Source organism: Zhongshania guokunii (assembly GCF_040892635.1).
Lineage (GTDB): Bacteria > Pseudomonadota > Gammaproteobacteria > Pseudomonadales > Spongiibacteraceae > Spongiibacter > Spongiibacter guokunii.
The window spans coordinates 1-17,225 of sequence record NZ_JBFRYA010000018.1 but is presented as its reverse complement, the minus strand read 5'-3'; the positions used below and the strand labels follow the sequence as shown (position 1 = coordinate 17,225).

Below are 17,225 nucleotides of genomic sequence, written 5' to 3'. Positions count from 1 at the left end.
ACTACTTTTCAGCACTCAAATATGAGTCGATCACACTGTGAAAGTGTATTATTTGCTGCTCTTGCACTGGGTTGGGCCTAAGTATATCGATGCCATCCGAGTGCATACCCTTCTGAACTTCTTCCATGTTTTTAACGTCTTGCAGTAACAACATCGGAATATCATCTGAATTAGCTCGCCAGTTCTCGTACCGCTCCTTTTCAACTTTAGGTGCCTTACCTTTACCCCAAGCGATAATCGCACAGAGATCCAGCGTACAATAATTGGGATCGCTATCATGTGGCCGAGCGCGCATCACCAACGTACCGTCATAACCAAATACCAAACTCATGTTTGGAAAAACATTCCAATCCACACCAATTTTGGCCGCTGTTTCCGGATCGACCAACGGGAAAAAAGCACCTTCGGCTTGAGCAGCCTCATACATGCTGGTCACCGCTGCCATCATAATTTCCATGTGGTCCAGCCCTGCAGGCAAACCCTCTATCGCTTTAATCCCAGCATCCATTGAGCGCTTAGATTGCTGTCCATTTCTGGTTTTATCTGCAACCTGATCAAAGGTTTTGAAGAAGTTAATGATGGCCGAACGGTAGTCCTCAGGCATGTCGCGACCAGTGCGACGAGAAGGCGAACCCGGTGGACGCTCCCAGGTATAGACATGGTGGCCGTGAATTCCCTGAGACTGGCTGAAGTTACTTTCATCGACATAAGGCAGAAATTGCGGGTGAACCCCCATAACATGGTAGCTCTCCATAAAGGCCTCTTGCGCCACCTTCCAATTGCAATTCAGCACAACAGTCTTATGCCAGCAATACTGCATATTCTCGAAGCCTAGGACATTCAAATACTCGGGAACGGGCTTAATAAAATCTTCAAATGGCTGACAGCCTTCATCAAGATTAATAAATATAAACCCACCCCAAAAGCCAACGTGCACCTCCTTCAGTTTGAGATCCGCGTCTTGCATGTGCTCGCAACCCTGCCAATCCTCTCTGTCTAGGACTCGCTTAATACTGCCGTCTAAATTCCATTGCCACGAATGAAATGGGCAACTCACATGGGAAAGGTGTGCGCTATCTTGAAGTAGCTGGCGGCCACGATGCGGACAAACATTATGAAAAGCCTTAACACTCATATCCTTTTGGCGTATCAGCAGAACAGACTGGCCAACAATATCAAATGTCACTACGTCGCCAGCATTTGGCAGTTCTTCTTCACGGCACGCCCATAGCCACGCTCTTTTCCAAAGTAATTGCTGCTCTTTCTCTGCAAAATCTTTCGAAGTATATCTATCGGTAGCAATGGTGAATTGATCGCTCACATTTGCGTTTATTTTATTATCCATCGTCATATTCATTTTGAATTCCTCTCGACTTTTTTGGCCCAGCGATAAAAAGAAAACACCGAACCAGATATTTATTAAAAATTATTCGTTAGGTCAGTTAGTAAAAAGTTAAATTTAAGAATCTCGCCGACTACAACCACTGCTTACCTCCGGCCAACCCAGACATCCTTAAAAGGAATATTTTGCAGGGCGCAACAAGCTATACAGTCGTACAATTGAAATTCATACTATCCACCACGTTATAGCTTGTCAACAATAAGTAACTATGTGTAAGTTTTTTATTTAGGGCTACGCACTGATTCATATAAGTAGTGAATTGTAGAAACTACTTGGCCTATCAAGCAAAACTGCAACACACCCTTCTTTGACTACAGCCCAAACAGCGAATAGGTTTCTAGATCGTCGATGGCAGCTCCGAATCTGCGCATGGTTTCCAAGATGACCTCTTTTGGCTGCCAGCCATCCTGGGTAACCGCCCAGCAGATAAACCCCCATACCGGCCAGTGGCGATACTCCAGCCATGCATCGTCGAAACTCATGCCATGATCGACACCATGAGCGCTTAACGCGCTGAGATAATGCTTTAGCAAATCTCGTTCATGTTTGCGCCTATCCTCTACACTTAAGCTACAGCCAATAACATAAAAGACCTCTCTTATCGGACGTCCTCTTCGCACCAACTGCCAGTCCAACCAAGCCATGCGACCATCCACCCAATAGCTGTTACCCAGATGAGTATCGCCATGGATCAGGCACCGAGGTGCCGTTGAGTTCGCTTCTCGCTGCACGAGCGCATCGACCACTTTTGCAATTTTATCAGCGTCGTTCGCCTGAGCAGACAGCGTAGCCGCACGCTCTGGTGGCGCCAGCAAACGCGCCATACCCTCTGCGCCGCCCTGAAAATTTACAAACTCAGCATCCAAGGTACCTTCACCCTGAGCCAAGGGCAGCCAGTCCATTTTCATTAAATCTTCGCTACCCCACCAACGCGCATGTAAGGCGGCAAAGTCCTCCAACGCTAGCATCAACTGATCAACAGACAATGTATTAAGATTACTTCCGAAGGTGACATTTTTTTGTACAAGATCCTCCATTAAAATAATGCCTTGACCACTGACAGAGTCATAATCGGAGTAATACGCAACTGGCGCCAACATATCGATATGCGGCCTAATACGCTGATAAAACATGGCCTCTATCGCCCACAAGCCCGCCACCATCGTAAAATCTGCGTGTTCAGTCCAGTTTGCCTTTACACACAAATACTCGGGAATCCCAGCTGCAATCGCCGCCTCATTGCGCTCAATTCGTACGCGAATCCGACTAGAGGTGCCCTCAAACACATTGACTATTTCAACGTTGTGGATTTTTACGCCGACTGAATGCTGGGCGAGCGCCCAAGTCATCCACTCTGGGGTAACTTCATTGATATTTTTAGGTATGGAATACGTGCTCATTTTTATCTCCGCTTAGTCCAATCCAGGCCAGGCCTGGGTAATTTCCCCCGCCGGCTCGATATCCAGCATGGTCGCCAGATATTGCATTCCGGTATTATTGTTCAACATCCACTCAGATTCTGGCGGTAAACGTTTGGCAGCCTGCAACATACGCGACAACCTGAGCACAATAACCGCCAGACGATAGGCATTAAAAACTAAATAAAACTTCATATTTTGCGCTTTTCGACCCATACGATCTTCCCACCCAGCAATAAGCTCGGCCGGCGATATAACCCCTTCTAAATGCGGAATCCCCAAGCTCAATGTTGTTGTTCGATCCATACAAGACCACCACGCTAAATCCAATTCGGCGCCACCCAAAGAAGCCATTTCCCAATCAAATACCGCTACGCAATCTTGTTCTTTAAACATCATATTGCCCATGCGCGCATCACCCCAAGAAAAGCCCGTGGGTGTATGGTCTGGGTAATTCGCCTTTAGCCATTGCTCTGACTTAACGATAAGCTCAGGTAAACCCTCTGGCATTGCCCATCGCCCGTATTCCAAGTAATAATTAAATTCTTGATCAAAACCGCTGGAGCCACGTGCCGGACGATTCAAAATATTTACCGTATTTACATCTACTTTATGCAAATTCACCAAGGTATCTAGTGCGCTGCTACACGTCGCTTTCCGCTGTTCTACAGTTTGATCAGCCACCCAACCGCTCAGATGAAATGGCGGATTATCTGCGGGCACTTTGCCCGCTATACACTCCATAACGTAAAACGGCTGGCCTAGCAAACTGGCGTCAGCTTCAAAACCAAACAATTCCGGTACCGGAAGTATCGTCTCTGCACGAAGAGCATTAGCCACTTCATACTGCGATTTTAAACTGGCGTTCATATACAGGCCGTTGGGAGTATCTACCTTCACTACATAGCGCCGATCTACGCCAGCGATCACGGCATCAACCATCAAGGTTTCGCTGGAAACACCGCTACCATCTGGCATTGTTACGCGATTAACCTGCACACCGTCCTCAGAATGCAATCTAGCGCTAAGCCATTGTTCAACAACTCGCTTGGCCTGATCTAAATCCCGTTGTTGAGATTGCGTTGGCACGCCAATGTTAGGACTTCTCTCGGCACTCATACCTGCCTCCTACATTTGAATTTTTTAAACAATTTACATATTCAAGCGAAGCGATTTGATCGCTCCGCCAGACCGTAGCTGACTTCGCCATTCCATGTCCAACGCGCGAACGACGGTGCTAATATCAAGCGCTGATTTCCAGCATCAGCGCCAAACGCCATACCCCAATCTTCAAGGGCGGTGGCAAATATAGAGCGGATAATTCCACCGCCAATCACGTGCTCCCCCAACTCGGAGCGCAAGCAAATTTCAAAATGCTCGTCACCTTGGCGAACCTCAGTTATTTTTATAGGGGGACTTATGATATCGGCATGATAGAGCCTACCTTGTTCAACGATATAACCAACAGACAGACTCACAGCGCCATTCGGTGCCCACATCGCCATCAAACCAAAAGCTCGCCCACTGGGAAACAGCGCAGTAAAAAGATTGTGACCACCATACTGATCCATGGCATGTCCCCGCTGCCCTCGGGAATGATCGCGCACACCCCGCCCATCAAACTCTGTGCGAACGCCAGCAACGGTAATGTCGCCGTGGCAGCTGAATAATTGCTGATAATGCTGACTCGCCCAAGACTGATCTCGCATGCTGCCACGACCATGCGCAGCCATCGCAGTTTCATGGGTGTCCCATACTGGTGCCACACACGCAATATCAAACTGGAATTTAAGCCGTCTCTTAACGCCATCCCTAACTCTGCCAGACATCATTTCTTGATTAGAAGAGTGCACCGCAACGCCGTCGAACGTCACCCGCCATCGCTTAAATGGCTCAAGACATTCAAAGCGCAATGAGCCGCTCGCTGGTCTGAGCTCAGGTGGCGTTCGATGGTAGGAACTCATCCATAGCAGCCCGTCATCGCCAGGCAGAGAGATTAAAACTTGGTCTTCCCACAAACCGAAATCATCGGGGCAAGTACCTAGATGCAACCACAAACCAATATCTGCCGCTGCGTCATATGCAGAAAGCATATAGTTCTCTGCATAACGGTACTGAGGGGCCGACTCATGTAACGCAAATTCTCGAGAGGAATCGAGTGTGGCAAAATTATTATTCATACGATCATCCACTACAGCTAGAGATTATATTTACATTTCCCAAGCTACCGAAACGCTATAGCTCTTGGGTGGCGCTAAGGCCTCTAATCTGCCGAAATCATTAGGGAACTGCGAATAAGCATGTATGGTATCGGCGAGATTTTTTCCAGACAGCGTAAACCTTAAGTCTATGTCCTCTAATAAATAGCTAATTCGCGCATTAACCAGATAATATTCGGCCTCTTTAAACGGATCGCCCTGAGCCAAGTAGGAATAGCCAGAGTTATAATACCCATCAACCGTCAACTCCAAGGGCCCGGCCTCCGTATTAAACATCTTGCTTAAAGCGACTGTTCCTGAGAATTCTGGCGTTCTCACTACGGGCTTGCCCGTAAAGTCTTGTCCTTCTTCATACAAACCCGTTGACTCGTTAAAACCTGTGCCATCTTTATAATCTGTATAAACGCCGTCCAAATACGCGCCGCCAAAGGCTAAAATCAAATCATCAAGCAGAGCGGGAAACAGCATGATGGTTGCGTCGACCTCAGCCCCTCGAATACGCGCCGAGCCCGCATTCTCTAGCCGCACCGTCCCCCCTGCTAAGAGCGACACAACCTGAACCTGAATGTCATCCACAGTGGTTTCAAATATCGCTGTATTCACTCTTAGATTTCCACCAGAACTCGTATACTTCAAACCTAGCTCACAAGCAGTAACGTCTTCAGGGCCGGCGTAATCAATGTCACTGTTAATATTGAAGGTATTAAACGTCCCGCTTTTGTACGCTTTTTGTGCAGACACATAGACCATCGTGTCGTCGAGTGGGTAAAAATTAAATGATATTTTAGGTGAGAAATTCGTCGAATCTGCCGTCGTTGGTGTTGCGCCTCCACTTGCCCAATCTATGGCGGTAGTATAAGAGCCGTCGCCATTAGTCAAACCAAAACTAGACTGCAACACGTGGCGACTTTCTTGCTGATATCTAGCTCCCAGAGACATTTCCGACCACTCATTAAACGTGAATGTGGTTTGCGCAAATGCCGCGCTAGACTCCGTCGCCAGCCCCCCCCCTCCAAATGAAGACTAAGCCCACCAGCAAGCGGAACCGGCCCCAAAATCTCTGTAAGGCCTGGCACCAAATCAATAATGTCATCTATGGGCACACTTAAACCAAACAGCCCAGCCTGCCCCGTCTCTCCACCCAGCAATGCCAACTCAGCCGATACACCTGCAACGCTATCGATATAGTACAAACCTGCAACCCACTGCAACCAACCCGCACCCCAGCTATTTTCATTAGAGAGTAATTGCAGTTCAGCCGTCTTCACATCCGAATAAACTGGCGCGCCAAAATACGCGATGGGGGCATTGCTTCCGTCGAAATCCGTCTTCCCTAAGTTATTTATGTACTGATCACTGACCAATAGCTTTATATCTAAAGCGTCGAGATAGGCGTTAAACTCAGCAAAATACACTTCGCTATCAATATCAAAATTGATAGGTGCATTCACCGACACCGAATAATCTCGAGCTTGCTGCTCAGCCCCTAACAATACCGCAAGGTCTGATGGCCCAGTATTTGGTGCTAATGCAGTATTAAATCCACTTTGTTCAACCCCAACTGCCGCCAACATAAGATCAAACTTATCAGCAAAACTCGCCTTTATTTTAAAGCGATATCCCTTCGCGACTTCATCAGGCGAATGCTGTTTAATGGATTCTTCATCGAAACGCATATACTGCTCTGCAGTATCTGAAAATACCGCCAAAGTCGCAGCGAGGTTGCTAGTAAATGGGATATTGATATTTGCTCTTGCCTTTTGAAAATCGGCTCCATTTTCTTCGTAATGTCCGTAGGTATAACTTACCGATCCATGCATTTCATCAAAACTTGGCGTTTCAGTGGTAATACTGATTGCGCCACCAGTGGTATTTCGCCCAAACAAGGTGCCCTGCGGGCCTTTAAGTACTTCAATGCGCTCTACTTTGCCAAAGGATTGTGCCAAACCACTGGCGAAGGGGTAGTAAATACCATCTATATAAGTTGCAACGCTCGGATCGGCCATCAAAAAGGCATCGGAGCCCACACCTCGCAAATAAACAATGGCAAAACCTGTCGCAGAACCATAAGTCAAGCCAGGGGTCACTGCCTGCAAATCGCTTGGGTCGTCAACACCCATTGCCTCTAACATATCACCACTCAAAGCTAGCACAGAGACCGGCACATCCTGCGCATTCTCTTCCCGCTTCTGAGCCGTAACCACAACCTCTTCCAGCAAGCGGTTTTTGCGTTTAGCCTCAACGCCGTCCTCAGAGAGCACACCACCGCTGTGTAAAGATGCCACTAATGCCATTAGCGATGGCCAACATACTCTCGCTAATGCGCGGCAATTAACTGTGCTCACCGAATTATTCCCTCCACCTATCATTTATTTTTATTCATAGCTAAGGAGCTGAGCTCATCAGCTGTACCTACCTGCCTGATCATTTTCGTCAGATCGGATATCTACCGCTATACAGTCGTACAACTCGATCTAATCCTATCTACCCAGCCATTACCTTGTCAATACATAAATGATGATGTGTAAGTTTTAATGCACAGCAAAACTACTACGCAGGTAAAAGATATGCGGCCCCAGTGATCACATCCAAACAATAGCGAGCGGTTAAGCCCCAGCGCTAGTAATACGTAAGCAAAGACTTAATACATTCCCGCGGCCCGCGCGCGAAACAGTCTAGATAAAATTGTTTTGTTTACAATTATTGATACACAAGGAACTATATGTAACGAAAATTAATTTCAGAAAAAATGTAAAGCCAAGGCTAATATGGAGATTTGTCACTTAAGGCATCAAGCAATGTTTCATGCAAATCATATTTCGGCAGAAAACCTGTAGACCTAAGCTTGCTATCGTCAAACAAGGTATTTGAACTCAATGTTTCGACCATAAAGCGGGTGAGCGGCGGCGAACTGCCATAAGGAAACAAGAACTCCATCACCCCGCCAAGACCTAGCGCTAATCCTCGCGGGATATTGAGCACTCGACTCTTGCGACCCAGTATATTATCGATTTCAGCTTTTAAATCTAGCCAACTAATATCATAGGCCTTCATCAAGTAAATTTCTGGCCCGACAATGGGTAAATCAAGCAGGTGGACAAATGCTCTACCCACATCACGAGCGTCGGCATTCGAATATCGCCACCCGCCGCCGCCAATCACGGGAAATTTACCTTTTTCTAACAGTGGTAATATGGCGGGCAGCGCAGAAGTATCTCGCTTACCCAAGGTGTTAGACGGCCTTAAGACTATCAACTCCATAGCCGACGTTTTGGCCAGATCCAGCAATACTCGCTCCCTTCGCGCGGCAATTCTGCTGTAACTGTATTTGGGGCTTGGCGAATACTGCTCATCTATTGCATGAGGGGGCCTATCGAATCCGTAAAGCATTACTGTACTGAGTTGCATAAAGCGCTTGGCGCCAGCACCAGCTGCGGCTTTAAATATTTGCGTAGTAAGATCAATTTCGACTTTAGAACGCTGCAGATCACTCAAATGCATTCGCGTATCTGCCGTGCAATTAAGCACACAACTGCCTTCGTCAATATGCGCGCTTAAGTCACCATTTACAAAATCAACAACATGAATATCTGCTGCAATAGATTGTAAAAAGTAGGTATCACTCTGTGGGCGAACAATACATTTTACCGCATGCCCCGCGATCATTAGCTGCTCCGCAGCGTGGCTGCCCAAATAACCCGTTGCGCCAAAAACAACAACATCCATCTACCTTTCCTATCAGTAGGCTGTAAGTAATTATGATACTGGCCAGCGCAGCGGCAATTGCACTATTCCATTTACCTGTCCCGCTACAGTCGTCGCCTTTTTTCCCGGCGCTATCGCGAAATCAGGTATGCGAGTTAGCCACTCCTCCAAAAACATTGTTAGCTCCATCCTTGCTAGTGTTGACCCAACACAGCGATGGATCCCCAAGCCAAAGGCGGCATGACTAGCCGCAATATTTGGTCGCGTAAAATCAACTTTAAGCGGCTCGTCCGTCGCCCTGTCATCTACGCCAAACATACTGTTGGGAACTTGAATCATGTCGCCTTTTTTCAAAAAGACCCCGCCCAGCTCAGTATCTTGAGCCACGCTCCTAGAGAGATTGACAATACCGTGCAGGCGCAGTATTTCATCAATTGCCTTAGGAATAAGCTTGGGATTAGCTATTAATTGTTGACGATGCTCAGGATTTTCTGCAAGAAACTTGGCCATAAACCCCAATATCGCTGCAACGGTATCAAGGCCGCCAAACAGCACGGTCGTTAACATACCTTGAATCTCATCGTGACTTAGCGGCTTACCATCAATCTTTGCATTCACAATATCGCTAATTAAATCATCGCCAGGCTTGGCGCGACGCTCACGAATCCAATATTCGAGATAATTAATGACATGCAAAAATGCCATCATAAGTTGCAATGAACTTTTAGATCGTACTGCGACCTCCGTCCATTCCAATAATTTCTCTCGGTCATCATGGGGTAGGTCAACAAGCTGTAAAAATACAGCTATAGGTAGCCGCTTGGCAAAATCCTCTACAAACTCACACTCACCTTTTGCACGAAAACTTTCAATCATCTCAATGGTGAGCGCACGAACCCCGTCACGCATTTCGGTAACGGCTTTTGGTGTAACTCGCTTCGCAATAATCGCTCGGTATGGCCCGTGCTCTGACGGCTTTGCCTCAAGTGGAAGCAAACGTATTGGTTTTGCACCTTTAGGGAGAATAATCTCGTCGCTAGAAAAAACATCTGGCGTCTTCATTACGGTAGAAATATATTCGGCTCGGGTAACAACCCAATGACCGCCATTTTGAGGCGTCCAAAATATATCCGGCTTATCAAATAGCTTTCGCCACCCCGCATGTATATCCGTTTCGCTACAATCGATAGCCGTGAAATTAAAATCGACCGCCAAATTCTCCGGCACATGGGATGGACGAGACGCCTTACTTCCACCACCGACAGTTGCCAAAGTCTGTGCGGCACCTTTTAGAACAAGACTAGTCATCCAGCGCCAAGATTCTATATTTTGAATATAACGGTTGCTCTTAATTTTTTCTACAGAACTCATTATGCTCATATTGCACCTATACACTATTATTTTTTATCGAGATTTTGGTGTTAGCTCTTTTAGCTTTTTAAGAACCATACTTGCCGCAAGCTTAGGACTTAATCTTGAAATCACATCGAGTGCCCATGCGTCGTTTCCTACCATGATTCGATACTTTCCCTTTTCTATTCCATCAACAATAATCGATGCAGCCTTTTTGGGAGGAAGCATTTTAAAAGATGCATCTTCTGGGGTTATTGGCTGGGTATCACCTGCTCCTGAATTTTTTACAATATCGGTATCAATAGCGCCGGGAAATATAACTGAAACCCCCACCGCCGTACCGGCTAGCTCAGAGCGCAGCCCTTCGGTAAATAATTTCACTGCTGCCTTAGCTGCGCCGTAAATGGTTTGACCAGGAACAGGCACAAAACCGCCCATGCTAGATACATTAGCAATGTACGCTTGGGGCCTGAGAAGTAAATGCGGAAGAAACGCCCTCGTCACATTTACCGTGCCAAGAAAATTGACGTTAACCACACGGTCTATCGCTTCGTTTTCAAGGTCACTAAGATAAAGAAATGGTTGAACAATGCCTGCATTATTGATAACTCCATCTATCGCGCCGTGATGCGCGACAACCGCATCTGGAATAGCTGCCACCTGCTCCCTATTTGTTATGTCTGCAACATGGGTAGATAATTTTTCTTTGTATTCATGCGCCAGCATACAAGTAGCCTCAAGTGCCGCATCATTAACGTCGACTAAAGCAACATGCGCCCCGCGACCGAGAAGATCTAGTGCGAGCAGTCTACCAATACCGTTACCTGCCCCCGTCACTACAAACACCTTGCCAAACACTTTCATAGTTCCATCTCAATTATTTTAGTTTTTCAGTGATCTCAACCGCATCACCAGATATTCAAATAAATGTATCATCCAGAAAGTAACACCGATCATTTATGCTATACAAACGTACAAACAAGATTAAATTTTAATCCTTATTTTTATATGGCAACCAATGCAAAAATCCAAAAATTATCGTCAGAAAAATACTTAACCCCAAGCTTCCTGGGTATTTTTTTACGTATTTAAAGAATAAGCCTAGCTCCGCGATGTGCACCAGCAATATCGCAGCAATAAAGTACATATAATACGTCGTCCACTCCCCGAGTAGCTCGGGCATAAAAGCACACAGCAATGCCATTGAATACAGGACAACAATCGCCGCAATTAGCACCCTTCTCATTCCTTAATTCCACTCCGTAGAAATAAATCAAAAATAAGCGGTGCAATATCGGCACCGAACTCAGTATTAGCACTCAATTTATATGTTTTGACACACCGCAACTATAAGCATTACTCAACAGCGTGCCAAACCTTATACAGATGTACTATCTTCTCACACTATCACCTAGACAATTATTATGTCAACAATAAATGACAAGTCGTAAGTTAATGCATCAGCCAATCAGCAAAACGCCCTGGTCACGACGTGACACTAATGCGAAACCAAACCAGCGAAAGCGAGAATAAGCCAAATATACAGTTCATTGTGATGATCCATGCCACCGCCCTGCGCAGCTCTTTACCCTGACCAACAACAGATTTATGGGCGCCGGTAATATGCTCCAACATGTGTAAACCATTTTTGTCCTTCCAAGTAAGCACCAGCGCTTCAACAACACCGTATACTGCAAAGGGCACTACTGGAAAAATCAGTGGATACGTCCCGCGCGTTGAATGCAGCGCAGGACCAAAGACTTCGTAGTAAGTCCACCACCCGACGACCGCTGAAAAGCCTTCAACCATCAAGTTCCATATATAGAAAAATGGCGCGGCAATGAGCAGTACCACAAGCAGCCTACTCCACTCAGGCTTGACAGCGCGTAATTTATCCACTAAAAACCAGATCAACGAATAGATCGCTAGGAAGTACCAACCGTAGGCGAAAGGCATAAACAAAGGCTTATTCGGCGTCGTAAAAGGCAACTCAAGAGGGAACAGGGCGAAACTCGGCGAATACACCAAAAATGCCCCCCAATCAGCGGGAAACTCCAGCCAAAACATTGAAGTCGCGCCAATAAAAATCAACGTATATCTACTTAAGCTGCCTGTCTGTTTGTAGGCACGGTAAAAGTAAACCGCAATCATCAACCAGACCACCACCGAGCCAATTTCAAATACCCAGGGCATCCAAGGAGTCGCCACCGCGCCATCTGCGTCGTGACCAATATGCAACCATAATTCGTCCATCTTCTTATCCTTATTCTAATGTAGCATCCAGCACATAACTTACTATTAGTCAGCTATATTATCAACACCGTAGAATTAAATAACGTTCACTTTATTATCAATCATTACGACACGCTGCCGATACCTCCAACCACAATATCGCAACGATAAGAGTATCGCGGCTGCAGTGTAATAATTTCCTTTTCCTAAATACAAAAAAGGCGCACTTATTACTAAGTGCGCCAAAGGGATAATTAACTGCCTAGGCATAAGGTAATTACCACCCCACTAGCTAGGCTTTAGTCATGACATTAGAAGCTGTATTTTGCCGCCAACCCCCAGTAGGCCTGAGCACCACGAGAGGTAAACTGGAAGTAGCCACCCACGGGATCTGCCTGCCCCTTGCTGAGCGCGTAGTATTCGTCGGTTACGTTTTTGCCAAATATCGATATTTCGTAGCGCTCTTGCTTGTCGCGAATACCCATACTGACATTCAGCAAGCCATATTCGTCCTGCTCCAAACGCGGATCACGGGCCAGATCTGTCGCCGTCTCCGATTGCCACACATAACTCACATTACCAAAAGCATTAAAAGGCAAGTCAGCAAGTGGCTGGTCATAATTCGCCGACAAGGTGTATTTCAGCTCTGGCGCCTGCGGCGGGCGTTCGCCGCTTAAATCCTGCTCGCCATTCACACAACCCTGTGCGACGGTTTGCCCAACGTAGCAGTCCATATCGAACTCTTGAAACTCGACGTCAGTGTACGCTACACCCAACGTTAGCATCAGCAAATCAGTCGCAAGCCAGCTAGTATTCAACTCGATACCTTGACTGCGGATCTTACCAACATTGACTGGTGCTGTTAGCGTGCTACCAGGAATACGCTTGGTCGACTGAATATCATCAACTTCCATATAATAAATAGCACCGTGAACCTGTGCCGTGCGATCTAACAAATCACTTTTAAAACCAATCTCAAATGAATCTGCGATTGACGGATCTAAATAAGTATTTGTCGGCGTTGATGAACGCGTATAGTTAACACCTATACCAATAAAGCCGCGAGAATAACTAGCATAAACATTGCTGTCTTCAGAAACATCCCACTTTGCGCCAACACGGCCAGACCAATCTGCACTATGGCCATCAGATGTAAAATCAATAGTGTTATTAACGTATGCCGTCGTTAAGTCGATATCGCAAACATTGTTCGTACAGCTGAAATCTCGGGCGACATAACTAAGCTGCTGATGCTTAAGTGTTGCCTCCTCATCGGTCCAACGCACACCAGCAAATAGCTGAACAACGTCATTAAGATCCCAAGTTACATCGCTGAACACGGCCCAAGATTGTTGACTATAATCATTTGTATACGGATCCGACTGAATAATTGGCGTTGGCAAAGGCGGCGCACCACGAATCCACAGCGGTACATCTGTTTTACCGTCTTCCTGGTAGTCCTGCAGATAGAGACCAGTGACCACGCTAAGATCAGAAGCTTGATATTCAAAACGCAACTCCTGAGTGAAATATTCTAGTTCGTTGAGAATTCCAGAATCCCCTAACGGTGAGAGATTGGTTCCGTCGAGATACACGCCAAACATACCGAAAGTACTACCACCTACCAGCGCAGTAGCGGTGGTGCTATCCAAATTACCCATTGATGCTGGTGAAGAATCAATGTCCTGATTAAAGGTTTGATCTGAAAGGCGCAGGGCACTGATCGACTTCAGCGTCCACTCTTCATTTAGCTGCCAAGTCACATCGGCAACAAGGCCCTTTTGAGTATAATCTAAAAAATGTTCGGTATTAGCGTTTACTGTAAATGGATCGTCGAGCACTTGCTGGCCCTTGGCAGCATCGCCATTACCCAATGCCACTAAACGTGCTTGCGCACCCGGATATAGCGTATCTAAACCAAAGGTAACCAGCGGATTGCCGCCAGTTTTGGTATCGACAAAATCACCGCTTAGCAACACACTCAAATTATCGCTTAGATCAAAGTTTAACTTGACCATTAGGCCACGACTTTCTTCACCACCGGCGTCACCCTGCCTAGCGTCAAGGTTCTTAATGTGCCCATCGCGATCTTTAAAAAAGACATTTAAACGGCCTTGAACACGATCAGACAGCGCACCGTTAATCATGGCTTTGGTACTTAACTCATTGTCATCGGTCGCGGCAACTTCAATCTCGGCGGCAAACTCTTCAGATGGACCCTTACGCACTATATTCAGCGCGCCACCAATTGAGTTACGACCAAACAAGGTTCCCTGCGGGCCGGCAATAACTTCGATACGTTCAATATCGCCAAGGTCCGAACTAAACTCTGTTGATCTCGCCAGAGCCACACCATCGACTACAGTCGACACACTCGGCTGCACACCACCCTCGGTAGAGAACGACCCCAAACCGCGCATAGAAATCGAATTCGAGAAATTACCAGCGGTGCCATTACTGAAAGTAAAGCTGGGGGAAATGAGCTTTAAGTCTGCCAAAGACTCAAAACGCTCACTTTCAAGCTTATCAGACGTCAAAGCTTGAATAGACAAAGGAACTTCAGAAACACTTTGCGCTCTTTTTTGGGCGGTAACAATCACCTCTTCGATTGTATTGCTACGTACGCGCTGCGCTTCCTGAGCAGCTGCTGTAGCCGATACCCCTGCGATACACAAAGCGAGTATTGTTTTCCTCATTAGTTTTCCGTCACCACTAGTTTTTATATATGTCATTTTATTACCTACTTTAGTTGCCGACCCATTTAAAACTTACTGTATGTCAGTTATTATAATCATATATCGAGACGGACTACAACATTATAAGTAGTTCTACCTAGCGATCTTTATATGGTCAACTTTATTGTGACCAAGACACACTAAAAGACAGAAGGGAACGCCACCAAACCATTTTTTCAAAACCATAACTAACTACCACACAGCAATTATAATAACCACTATAACTGGAAACACCAGGAGCATGACTTGAATTACCCACTACTATTTAAGCCCTTACAAATTCGCAACCTGTGCATTCCGAACCGCACCGTCATGCCTCCAATGTCTACTCAGCTCGGCACCCCAAGCGGAGAGGTCAGCGATGCCCAAATTGCTTTTTATCAAGCCCGCGCAGCCGGCGGCACCGGTATGATTATTGTCGAATTTTGCTGCGTGAACCAAAGTTCAGGGCAGTCTGAACCCAATCAGCTTGCGCTCGAAAGCGATACCCACATACACGGCCATAAGCGCTTAGTTAACGCCATAAAATCTGAAGGAAGTGTCGCCTGCCTACAGTTACAACACGGCGGTGCTGCAGCCAAACGTAGCCTGCTAAAAACCCCTACAACGATTGGGCCCAGTAACATCTTCTCCCGTAAGGCTCCCAATCAATTAATCTGCAAAGGTATGAGTCATACCGAAATAGAGGCTATGATCGAGTGCTTTGGCCACAGCGCCGAACTCGGTATTAAAGCCGGTTACCAAGCCGTTGAGCTCCACGGCGCCCATGGCTATTTACTCACCCAATTCATGTCACCACGCAGCAATAAGCGCGACGATGTTTGGGGCGGCAACGAAACCGGGCGGCTGGAATTCCCCCGCCGTGTTATTCACCGAGTGAGACAGGCCATTGGCAATCGGCCACTAATCTACCGGCTCTCTGCCGATGAGTTTTGCGAAGGTGGGCTTACCATTGAAGACATGGAACGAATTTGTCCCATGCTGGTTGACGCAGGTATTGACGCCATTCATGTATCTACTGGCGTCGGCCCAGAGAGCTTCGACAAAGTACTAGACCCCATGTCTGCCCCTGACGGCTGGCGCCTACCCTATTCTCGCCGCATTCGCCAAGTGTGCAATGTGCCGATTATTACCGTGGGCCAAATCCGCCACCCAGACACCGCCGAGCAAGCGTTGCGCGATGGCGATGCTGATCTAATCGCGCTGGGCCGCACCCTGCTAGCCGACCCGGAGTGGAGCAACAAGGCCAGAGCGGGTAATGCCGATGCGATTATTCCCTGCACCTCGTGCAATTTTTGCGTGGCCAATGGCTTTGCAGAGAACAGCATTCGCTGCGCGAATAATCCCGCCACTGGCCGAGAGCTAGACGGCGAAATCCCACAACTGATGGCACCAGCCCGCGCCATAGTGCTCGGTAGCGGTCCTGCAGGTATAACTGCCGCCTTGAGCTTAGCCGCCGCCGGCGCCCACACCAGCCTATTGGAGTGCCAAAATCAACTCGGTGGCGGCTTGATTGTCTCCGCCGCCCCGCCCTTTAAAGATAAATTGGAGCGCTATCGCCAGTATCTGATTCGACAATTACAGGCAAGCACAGTAAATGTCGAACTCGGGGCTAACACCAGCGAACAAGATATTGCTGCACGTCAGCCTGATATTGTGGTATTTGCAACCGGCAGCCGCTCGCGACCACACAATTTTAATGGCCTGGACATCCATAATAGCTGCGACGCCTTCGACCTGCTCAACACCCTGCCAAGTCATCCCCTCCCCGCACCAGACGCAGGCCCAATTTTGGTATTGGGCGGCGGTGAGACCGGCTGCGAAACCTGTGAAGCACTTATAGCGCAAGGCTACAAAGTAATATTGTCAAGCCGATCCCCCGCCCGCCAACTCGCGCGTTCGGCAGAAATGATCTACCGCAACGACCTGCTCCAGCGCTTACTGGCTAGCCCTCAGTTAGAGCTGATCTGCAATAGCGAACTCGATAATGTACATGGGGGAATCGCGCAGCTGCGGGCGAGCGACGAAGTGCTTAACAGAGCGATTTCTTACTGCGTACTCGCTCAGGGGAGAGATCGTGAACACAGGCTGCACGACGCACTTTCTACTCCCTCCACCGGCAGTAATTTTGAGTGTGCACTGATTGGCGACGCCCACACCA

At 47.3% G+C, this 17,225-nt stretch carries 13 protein-coding genes; 1 reads left to right on the top strand and 12 read right to left on the bottom strand.

What is annotated here, in order from left to right; genetic code table 11:
* Position 1: 1 nt before the first annotated feature.
* The 12 genes from AB4876_RS16510 to AB4876_RS16455 form a co-directional block, all read right to left on the bottom strand.
* Positions 2–1,357: an aromatic ring-hydroxylating oxygenase subunit alpha gene (locus AB4876_RS16510; RefSeq protein ID WP_296436036.1), complete on the bottom strand. Its 1,356-nt coding sequence runs from the start codon at positions 1,355–1,357 to the stop codon at positions 2–4.
* Positions 1,358–1,713: 356 nt separating this feature from the next.
* A complete protein-coding gene (locus AB4876_RS16505; RefSeq protein ID WP_368382848.1) occupies positions 1,714–2,802 on the bottom strand; it encodes a phosphotransferase in 1,089 nt (362 codons plus the stop codon).
* 12 nt (positions 2,803–2,814) lie between these two features.
* Entirely contained in the window at positions 2,815–3,939 is a 1,125-nt protein-coding gene (locus tag AB4876_RS16500) for a phosphotransferase family protein (RefSeq protein ID WP_368382847.1), read from the bottom strand.
* Positions 3,940–3,980: 41 nt separating this feature from the next.
* Entirely contained in the window at positions 3,981–5,000 is a 1,020-nt protein-coding gene (locus tag AB4876_RS16495; RefSeq protein ID WP_368382846.1) for a DUF7064 domain-containing protein, read from the bottom strand.
* Positions 5,001–5,030: 30 nt separating this feature from the next.
* Positions 5,031–5,978: a TonB-dependent receptor domain-containing protein gene (locus tag AB4876_RS16490; protein WP_296436032.1), complete on the bottom strand. Its 948-nt coding sequence runs from the start codon at positions 5,976–5,978 to the stop codon at positions 5,031–5,033.
* A complete protein-coding gene (locus tag AB4876_RS16485) occupies positions 5,915–7,333 on the bottom strand; it encodes a TonB-dependent receptor (RefSeq protein ID WP_368382845.1) in 1,419 nt (472 codons plus the stop codon). The genes AB4876_RS16490 and AB4876_RS16485 overlap by 64 nt, the downstream gene beginning before the upstream one ends.
* Before the next feature lie 469 nt (positions 7,334–7,802).
* The gene (locus AB4876_RS16480) at positions 7,803–8,765 is read right to left on the bottom strand and encodes an NAD-dependent epimerase/dehydratase family protein (protein ID WP_296436030.1); all 963 of its coding nucleotides are present in this window, start codon (positions 8,763–8,765) and stop codon (positions 7,803–7,805) included.
* Between the two features lie 30 nt (positions 8,766–8,795).
* Positions 8,796–10,115, bottom strand: a complete 1,320-nt coding sequence (locus AB4876_RS16475; protein ID WP_368382844.1) for a cytochrome P450 — start codon at positions 10,113–10,115, stop codon at positions 8,796–8,798.
* Between the two features lie 33 nt (positions 10,116–10,148).
* Positions 10,149–10,961, bottom strand: a complete 813-nt coding sequence (locus AB4876_RS16470) for an SDR family NAD(P)-dependent oxidoreductase (protein ID WP_368382843.1) — start codon at positions 10,959–10,961, stop codon at positions 10,149–10,151.
* A gap of 127 nt (positions 10,962–11,088) precedes the next feature.
* The gene (locus tag AB4876_RS16465; RefSeq protein ID WP_296436027.1) at positions 11,089–11,343 is read right to left on the bottom strand and encodes a hypothetical protein; all 255 of its coding nucleotides are present in this window, start codon (positions 11,341–11,343) and stop codon (positions 11,089–11,091) included.
* A gap of 239 nt (positions 11,344–11,582) precedes the next feature.
* Positions 11,583–12,350 carry a hypothetical protein gene (locus tag AB4876_RS16460; protein ID WP_368382842.1) on the bottom strand — a complete coding sequence of 256 codons (768 nt, stop codon included), beginning with the start codon at positions 12,348–12,350 and terminating at the stop codon, positions 11,583–11,585.
* Between the two features lie 290 nt (positions 12,351–12,640).
* Complete coding sequence (locus tag AB4876_RS16455) at positions 12,641–15,025, bottom strand: TonB-dependent receptor (protein ID WP_368382841.1); 2,385 nt, start codon at positions 15,023–15,025, stop codon at positions 12,641–12,643.
* A gap of 285 nt (positions 15,026–15,310) precedes the next feature.
* On the opposite strand from AB4876_RS16455, the gene AB4876_RS16450 reads away from it, so the two are divergent.
* A partial coding sequence (locus tag AB4876_RS16450; protein WP_368382840.1) for an oxidoreductase occupies positions 15,311–17,225 on the top strand: 1,915 nt, incomplete at its 3' end.